Origin of the sequence: uncultured Salinisphaera sp., from assembly GCF_964012375.1 — a bacterium.
Classification (GTDB): domain Bacteria; phylum Pseudomonadota; class Gammaproteobacteria; order Nevskiales; family Salinisphaeraceae; genus Salinisphaera.
Genome location: NZ_CAXGSH010000050.1, coordinates 19,251 through 27,752, shown reverse-complemented (window position 1 = coordinate 27,752; position 8,502 = coordinate 19,251). Strand labels below are relative to the sequence as shown.

At 61.5% G+C, this 8,502-nt stretch carries 9 protein-coding genes; all 9 read right to left on the bottom strand.

Annotated elements, in window-relative coordinates; all coding sequences use genetic code 11:
- The coding region (locus tag ABNU97_RS10235) for a CheR family methyltransferase (protein ID WP_348766633.1) at positions 1-641 on the bottom strand (641 nt) is incomplete at its 3' end.
- 218 nt (positions 642-859) lie between these two features.
- A complete protein-coding gene (locus tag ABNU97_RS10230) occupies positions 860-1,360 on the bottom strand; it encodes a chemotaxis protein CheW (protein WP_348766632.1) in 501 nt (166 codons plus the stop codon).
- A gap of 37 nt (positions 1,361-1,397) precedes the next feature.
- Positions 1,398-3,473, bottom strand: a complete 2,076-nt coding sequence (gene cheA, locus ABNU97_RS10225) for a chemotaxis protein CheA (protein ID WP_348766631.1) — start codon at positions 3,471-3,473, stop codon at positions 1,398-1,400.
- Between the two features lie 286 nt (positions 3,474-3,759).
- A complete protein-coding gene (gene motB, locus ABNU97_RS10220; RefSeq protein ID WP_348766630.1) occupies positions 3,760-4,692 on the bottom strand; it encodes a flagellar motor protein MotB in 933 nt (310 codons plus the stop codon).
- Positions 4,689-5,570 (bottom strand): flagellar motor stator protein MotA, encoded by an 882-nt coding sequence (gene motA, locus ABNU97_RS10215; RefSeq protein ID WP_348766629.1) that lies wholly within the window; start codon positions 5,568-5,570, stop codon positions 4,689-4,691. The genes motB and motA overlap by 4 nt, the downstream gene beginning before the upstream one ends.
- Before the next feature lie 122 nt (positions 5,571-5,692).
- Complete coding sequence (gene flhC, locus ABNU97_RS10210) at positions 5,693-6,244, bottom strand: flagellar transcriptional regulator FlhC (protein WP_348766628.1); 552 nt, start codon at positions 6,242-6,244, stop codon at positions 5,693-5,695.
- An 11-nt stretch (positions 6,245-6,255) separates the two neighbouring features.
- Positions 6,256-6,714: a flagellar transcriptional regulator FlhD gene (gene flhD / locus ABNU97_RS10205; RefSeq protein WP_348766627.1), complete on the bottom strand. Its 459-nt coding sequence runs from the start codon at positions 6,712-6,714 to the stop codon at positions 6,256-6,258.
- Positions 6,715-7,053: 339 nt separating this feature from the next.
- The gene (locus ABNU97_RS10200) at positions 7,054-7,350 is read right to left on the bottom strand and encodes an EscU/YscU/HrcU family type III secretion system export apparatus switch protein (RefSeq protein WP_348766626.1); all 297 of its coding nucleotides are present in this window, start codon (positions 7,348-7,350) and stop codon (positions 7,054-7,056) included.
- Complete coding sequence (locus tag ABNU97_RS10195; protein ID WP_348766625.1) at positions 7,347-8,501, bottom strand: flagellar hook-length control protein FliK; 1,155 nt, start codon at positions 8,499-8,501, stop codon at positions 7,347-7,349. The genes ABNU97_RS10200 and ABNU97_RS10195 overlap by 4 nt, the downstream gene beginning before the upstream one ends.
- Position 8,502: the final 1 nt, after the last annotated feature.

Below are 8,502 nucleotides of genomic sequence, written 5' to 3'. Positions count from 1 at the left end.
AGCGGACCTTCGATATTCCAGTTCGCGTCGAGCAGGTTGAGCGCACGAAAAGTGATGTTCTGGCTCAGGCTCGGCTGCACGCGCACCATGCCGGCGCGCTCGCCCGTGCCCTTGAGAAAGAACCGCTGCAGCCGCTCCGGGCTCATCTTGCTGACATCGTTCATCGAGTAGATACCGCGGCGTGCGACTTCAATGGCGCGCGTATCGATATCGGTGGCGAGAATACTCGCCGCACGCGAGCCCGTGCCCATCGCCTCGGCCAGCGTGATCGCGATGGAGTAGGGCTCTTCGCCGGTGGAGGCCGCACAGGTCCAGACCTTGAGCGGCTCTTTTCGTGCATTCGCGTGCGCCGCCAGCAACGGGAAATGGTGGGCTTCGCGAAAGAACGAGGTCAGATTTGTCGTCAACGCATTGACGAACTGTTCCCATTCGGGGTGATTCGCATCGGCCTGAAGCATGGCCAGATAGTCGCGAAAACGCGTATGGCCGAGCACGCGTACGCGTTTGGCCAGCCGGCTGTAGACCATTTCGGTCTTGTGAGGGGCCAGTGAAATACCCGCGCGCGCATGTATGAGCTTGCGCACGCACTCGAAGTCCTCGGCGGTGAGTAGTAAATCACGTTCGGTCTGAACAGCCAGCACGGGTGTGCCTCCTTGCGGTACGTGGCCTGCATGAACCACCGCCGAATACACGGGGTATCGACGGATGAGCGGGCCTGTAGCTAGCATCGACCGAAAGCGGTTTTTCTTTAATACACTACTTAATCAGAAGGTTATGAAAACAAAAAAAGCGCCACGCCCAGACGGCGCAGCGCTTTTCGGCGATGCCATGAACCTATCGGCTTCACACGACGCCGGGCTCAGGCGATGGCCTCGACCTCTTCAACGATGGCCAGTTCGCTGCTGCTCATCATGCGATCGATATCCACGAGAATAAGCATGCGGTCATCGACGCTGCCCAGGCCAAGCACGTGCTCGGTTGCCGCGGCGACGCCGAAATCCGGCGCGGGCTTGATCTGCTCCGGGGTGAGCGTGAGCACGTCGGACACGCTGTCGACGACCACGCCGACCACCCGCTCGCCCACGTTCAACACGATTACGACGGTATGCTGGTCGTAGGCCGCATTCTCCAGACCGAACTTGATGCGCGCATCGATAATGGGAACGATACTGCCGCGCAGGTTGGTCACGCCCTTGACGAAATCGGGCACGTTGGCGATACGGGTTACCTGGTTGTAGCCGCGAATCTCCTGCACTTTGAGGATGTCCACGCCGTATTCTTCGCCACCCAGCGCGAAAACCAGGACTTCCATGTCCGCAGCCGCATCACGCGCTGCGTCGTTAGCAATGACTTCAGCCATGTCGTTTACTCCGTATAACGTCATGTATGTATGAGAATCAGGCCAGCGCTGCCCGCTGTACCTGGGTTTCGCTCTGACGACCTGCGCGGGACAGCGCAACCACGTCGAGAATCAGGGCGACGCTGCCGTCGCCGAGGATGGTGGCGGCAGAAATGCCGACGACCTTGCGGTAGTTCGTTTCAAGATTCTTGACCACTACTTGGCGCTGACCGAGCAGCTCATCCACGAGTAGCGTGAAATAGCGGCCCTCGCTTTCGATCACCATGACGATGCCGCGCAGTACGTCGCTCTGGGCATTGTCGATATCGAATACGCGATGCATTTCCACCAGCGGCAGATATTCGCCGCGCACGTAGACCAGCTGTTTGTCCTGGCCCACGCGCTTGAGCTGGTCGGCCTGGACCTGCATGGATTCCTTGATCGCGCCGAGCGGCATGATGAACACCTCTTCGCCCACGCGAATGAGCATGCCGTCCATGATCGCCAGCGTTAGCGGTAGCACGATGCGAATGGTCGTGCCCTGGCCGAACGTGGATCGAATATCCACATGGCCGCCGAGTTCCTGAATATTGCGCTTGACCACGTCCATGCCGACGCCGCGTCCCGATACGTCGGTAACCGCCTCGGCGGTCGAGAACCCCGGCGCGAAGATCAGCTGCCAGACTTCGTCATCGCTCATCGAATCGCTGACCGCCAGCCCGTTCTGGCGCGCCTTGGCCAGAATCCGTTCACGGTTGAGCCCGGCGCCGTCATCGGAAATATCGATGAGGATGCTGCCGCCCTGATGCTGGGCCGCCAGTGTCAGCGTGCCGGCGGCGGGTTTGCCGGCGGCCTTGCGCCGTTCCGGCGTTTCGATGCCGTGATCGAGGCTGTTGCGCACAAGATGGGTCATCGGATCCATGATCCGCTCGATCAGGCCCTTGTCGAGCTCGGTCGATTCGCCCTCGGTGACCAGGTTGATTTGCTTGCCCAGCTTGCTGCTGAGGTCGCGTACCAGCCGTGGGAAACGGTTGAAGGCATAGTCCATGGGCATCATGCGCACCGACATCACCGCTTCCTGCAGATCGCGCGCGTTGCGCTGGAGCTGGTTGAGCCCTTCGAGCAGTGCCCCGTGGGCCTCGCTGTCCAGACCGCCAATGGTCTGTTCCAGCATGGACTGCGTAATAACCAGCTCGCCGACGAGGTTGATGATTTCGTCGACCTTCTCGGTGGATACCCGCAACGAACTGGATTCCGCCGACGATTTATTAGCCGCTTTGGGCTTGCCGGCGGCCGCCGGTGCAGCCGCCGGCGCCTTGTCCTCGGATGCGCTGGCCTTGTCCTGCGGCTTGTTGTCGCGTTCGGCGGCCACCGCTTCGCTGACCGCCTGGGCCACCACATCCTCGGCGTGGGTATCGTCGGACTCGGCGCTATCGGCGACCACCGCTTCGGCCGCGCCGAAGCTCAGCTGCTCGGCATCGATGATGAAGCACAGCACCGATTCGATATCATCAGCCGCGGCCGGCTGGGCCAGCATCACGGTCAACGTATCGCCTTCGTAGGTCTGGCTTTCGATGTCGCCAAACAGCCCGAGCTCTTCGACCAGCGTCGAGCACTTGTCTTCTGCGATACCGCTGATCGAAACCGACCGGACCATGCCTTCGGGCAAGGCAACCGGGCCGGCCGGTGCCACGTCGCCTACCGGCTTGTCGACGGCCGACGCGGCGTTCGCCAATGCGGCACTGCCCTGCTCGTCGAGCGTTCGTAGCCGCTGGGCCATGTCTTCGTATGCGTTCTGGTCAGGCTCTTCGGCGGCCCGATAGGCATCGATCTGGCCAGCGAGCACGTCGCGGCATTCGAGAAACAGGTCGATCGCGGCACGGTCGAGCACGAGTTCGCCATGACGCGCCCGGTCGAGCAGGTTTTCCAGCAGATGCGTGGTCTCCTGCAAATGGGTAAACCCGAAGGTGCCCGCCCCGCCCTTGATCGAATGGGCGGCCCGAAAGATGGCGTTGAGGTCTTCGCTATCAGGCGCATCAATATCGAGATTGATTAGCAGACGCTCCATTTCATCGAGCAGCTCGTCCGCCTCGTCGAAAAAGGTCTGATAGAACTCGGCGATATCTAGTGTCATGCTTGATTATTCCGCTTGCACTGGTGAGCGAACTGTCCCAGCAAATATCGTTCAATCGCGCGCGACCTTTAGCCTTCGATCAAACAATTATTAATTCGTCATCCGGGCAGCTGCCTTGATCCGCTGTTTTCAAGGCGATGAGAAAACAGACGCCGCCACCTGCCGGACGTTTATTTACAATGGTTGCGCGACCGCTGGACGCTGCGCTCATGCATTCGCATACGCGCGTTCAGCTCGAAAATCGTCTATCGGCATATCCTGCGGATAGATGGCAATTTGCTGCGATTCAGCCCGATTGTCCTTCAACGACGACCTTATTCGCATCGGCCTTCACCATGCGATCGGTATCCGGCGCTTCGGCATCGACAGACAATGTGTCGCCGACCGGCAGGCTCTCTTCCTCGAGCCGGTGCTGGGCGTGCTCGTTGAGTACCAGAATGCTGATCCGACGGTTGCCGGGCGCGGCCGGTGAGTCGATACCGGGCCGGCTCGCGGTGGCGGCCGCGCCAATGACCCGTATCAGCTTGTCGGCCTGCATGCCGCCCTGGATGAGCGCACGCCGCGCCGCGTTGGCGCGGTCGGTCGACAGCTCCCAGTTGCTGTACTGGCGATCGCCCGAGGCAAATCGCAGATCGTCGGTATGCCCGGTCAGGGTGATCGGGTTGGGAAACTCGTTGAGTTTGGGCGCGATTTTCGATAACAGCGAACGGATATAGGGCGCCGGCTCTGCGCTGCCCAGCCCGAACATCGGCCGCCGGTTATCGTCGCTGATCTGAATCAGCAATCCGTCTTCCACCACCTTGAGACTGAGCTGCGAGCTCAGGTCGTCCAATGCGGGATCCGAATGAATCATCGATTCCAGGCTGTCCTGCAGATCACGCAACGGCCGATGACTGGGCCGGTAGTTGGTCGCATTCGGGGACGTCAGCGATACCTCGCCTTCCGAATGCATGGGATCGTCGCCGCCGCCGGGAATGGCGCTGTTGCTGGCCGAGGCCTTGTCGCCCCCCATCATCGCAACCTTGAGCGGCGTACGGAAATACTCGCCGACTTCTTCGCGCTCCGAGGCACTCAGGCCGGACAGCAGCCACATGACCAGGAAGAACGCCATCATCGCGGTCATGAAATCGGCATAGGCGATCTTCCACGCACCATGAGAGCCATGACTCGCCGCCTTCTTGCGGCGAATGACGATCGGTCGTTTATGCGGATCGCTCACGAGGACGCCTGGGCCGAGCCGCCGCTCTTGACGCCGCGCACATGCTCTTCAAGCTCGCTGAAGGACGGGCGCTCGGTCGAGAACAGGGCCTTGCGGCCAAACTCGATCGACAGCGGCGGCGCGTAGCCGTTGAGGTTGGCCAGCAGCGTCACCTTGACGCTCTGCATGATCTTGACGACCTCTTCCACCTGCGAACGCACGCGCGCGGCCAGCGGACTGACAAAACCGTAGGCCAGCAGAATGCCCAGGAACGTGCCGACCATGGCATGGGCGATCAGCGGGCCGATTTCGGACGGGTCGAGCGCGGCCGAGCCAAGCGCGTGGACCACGCCCATGACCGCGGCCACGATGCCGAAAGCCGGCAACGAATCGCCCATGGCCGCCAGGCCGTGGGCCGGAATCTCGGCCTCGTGCTGGAAGGTTTCGATCTCGTGGTCCATCAACGCTTCGATTTCGAAGGCGTCCATGTTGCCGCTGATCATCAGGCGCAGATAATCGGTCAGAAAGTCCATGACCAGCTTGTCCTGAACCAGCTTCGGATAGGCCGAAAACAACGTGCTTTCGCTCGGGTTCTCGATATCCTGTTCGAGCGACATCATCCCGGACTGGCGCGCCTTGGCCAGCAGCAGATAAAGCAGGGTCATCAGATCCACGCAGATCTCCTTGGAGTACTGCGAACCGCGCATCAACCGCGGCAGGGTGCGCATGGTCGCGCTGATGCCCTTGCCGTTATTGGCCGCAACGAACGCGCCGATACCGGCGCCGAAGATAATGACCAGCTCGGCCGGCTGATACAGCGCGCCCATATGCCCGCCGACCATAGCGTAGCCGCCGAGCACGGACCCGATGACGATGACGTAACCCACGAGTATTAGCACTGTCGCCTTCCCTGACTGGACATGGCCGTAGATACGGACCGGCAATCTCTAGGAAGGTTAGCGGCCGACAGGCGACGAGCTTGAATGAATCGATACCGCGAACTGGCGTCGATAGCGCGTGCTTATTCCTTGGCTGCGCGCTTTTTCGTCTTCTTGAGCGTCTTGCCGGCCCGCGATGGTGGCTGGCAAATACCGCAGACAAAATCCTGATCGAGGCTATAAGCGCGATTCACGAACTTGCCCTTGCAGCGGTTGCATACCGACAGCATCATCATGTCGCTTTCGAAAAAGCGCACCAGCATCCAGGCCCGGGTCAGGCTGAGTACGGGCTTGCCATCCTCCTGCAACGGCGTCTGCTCGTTGTAGAGACGATAGGCATTCACCACCGCTTCCATGCGGCTGCGTTCCTCGCGGCGCCGCAGATAGCGATAGGTGTTATAGAACAGCGACGAGTGGATATTGGGCAGCCAGGTCACGTACCAGTCGGTCGAGAACGGCAGCATGCCCTTGGGCGGCGAAACGCCGTGAATTTCCTTGTACAGGTTGATCAACCGTCGCCGGCTGATGTCGGTTTCGGTCTGCAGCACCTGAAGACGCGCGCCCAGCTCAATAAGCTCGATGGCCAGGCCGATCTGCTTGGCTTCGTCTATGACGCTTTTGCTGGTCGTGCTCATGCGGCTCGTGGCTACCCTTCGCCGCTACCGCTTTTACGCTCGGCTTCGCGATCAGCTTCACGGCGCGGCTGCTTGCGCCGCGCGGGTACGTCGCCGCTTTCAGCTGCCACCGAATCGCGGCGATCGCCGCCCTCGCGACGTTCACCACCGCGGCGATCGCTTTTGCGCTTGTTCTGCGACGACAACAGAATGCCGGCATGCAAGCGCCGCATGTCGTCGTCGCGCGGTGCGTTGACCAGCGCAAAAAGCTGTTCGGCGCTATCCAACGAGAAATGGCAGAGAAGCTGATTGCAACGAGCGAGTTTGGCCAGATCGGCCACCGGAATCTGGCTGAGCAGATCCGCCATGTCCTCGTCGATTTTCAGCCGGAACATGGCCAGCTCCCGATCGGTATTGATCAGACGCTGCATAAGAATCAGATAGGACAGATTCAGATCGCGAACATCATCGAGTAGATGATCAACACTCATTCATGCCTCCCCGCAGAAGCGCCGTGCTGCACAAAGCGGCCTCTTGAATTGTGGGCGAATCGCCTGTTTGAAACGGCCGTCCTCTACGTGTGCGCCCTGCCTTTTCGCGCCGACCTCGATTATGTACGTGAAACTTTCCACGTTTCAAATGTGAAAACGCACATTTCCCGGTTAAATATTCCCAAACACCATCATCAAAATGCTACAGGGCGCTGCAAAAAGCAAAGACGTACAGCGTCGACCTGTCGCCATTAGGCGACAGCCCATTATTCCATATTGAATTGTGTACTGGTAAGACGAGCACAAAACGGTCGTCTATGACGCGACCTGCGCTGAGTTCTACGCGTTCGCTTCGGCTGCGGTTTCCAGCCGGTATACCCAGGCCAGCAGCTCCGCGACGGCGAGATACAGCTCGGGCGGGATACGATCGTCGAGATCGACGCGCATGAGCAGACGCACCAGTTCGGGCGAACGGTGCACATGCAAACCGTGCTTTTGCGCGCGGTCCATGATGGCCTGGGCGATGTCGCCATAGCCCTTGGCCACGACGCGCGGTGCGTCGTCGTTTTCGCCGTAACGCAGGGCGACGACGCTGGCCCGGTCGTCTTCCACATTGGATCGATCGAGAGCGCTCATGACAGGCCTGCCTCCAGTAGTTCGACGTAGGCACGGGTGAATCCGGCCTGTTCGAAGCGTTCCTTCAATTCACCGGTTGCAGGCGAAACCGCCGCGGCCCCCTGCTCGCTCGATGCATAGGCATAGACCTCGATGCCCCCACCGGCGAGATTGAGCGCGACTTCGATCGTACCCAGCCGGGGCAGATCAAGGCTCAGGCGAGTCGAGAAAGAGGGCTTGTCGTCTGCTTCAGACTTGCGCGCCTGGCCGTCGGTGGCGTCGTCGCCGTTCTCGTGAATCTCCCAGCGCATGTCGACACCCGGCCAAGCCGCGCCATGCCAACGAAACACCGGATTGCTGAGCACGTCGAGCTGCTGACGTACCACCGAGAGCAGACGCTCGTCGACGACATCGCCGCGGCCGTTGTCGCCGCGTGCGTCAGCTGCGCCGCGCTCGAACGCGCCCGGGGCGAGCAGCGCATTGGCCTGGGATTGCGCCGCCACAGCCTGGCGGGCGCCTGGGCCCGACATACGAGCCGAGGAGGAAGCAGACTCACTTGCGGCAGACGCCGGCTGTTTCTGGTTATGCGGTTCCTGAAGCAGTTCCGACAACGGACGCTGGCCTTCGAACCACTTGCTCAGATGCGACTCGTAAAACAGCCCGCTATGTGCGACCTGCTGCCCAAGAATGGAGGCCAGAATCGGCGTGGCCGGCACGCGCGCAGCGCCGAACAGCGCGGCCGCATGGGCCGGCGTGGTATGCGCCACGGGTGCGTCGCGGCGCGCCAGCAATGAAGCGATCAAGCCACCCTCGCGGCTGAGCTGGGCACGGGCGGATTCGCCGCTCGTGTTAGAGGACTGGCCCGGCTCGGGCCGGGCTGCGGGCAGATAACGCCCGCTCTGTGCGATTTCACGCGTAGCCGGCCCGTTGGGCGCGCGCCGCGCCCCCGCGTTGCCGGCCGCGGCGTCCTCGGTCGGCGCGCCGCGACCGCGCAGGCCGTCCGAAGCCGTGCCCGGAGTCGGCCGATCGAAGCCGTCCGTTCTAACGCTGGCCACGGGGTCCACCGGGCCGAGCGGGACATTCGCTCGCGCGCCGGTAAACCGCGCCATGTCCGCACGGCGCCCGAGCACCTGCGGCAACAGCGTATCGAGCATCGGCGTGATCGTGCTCACA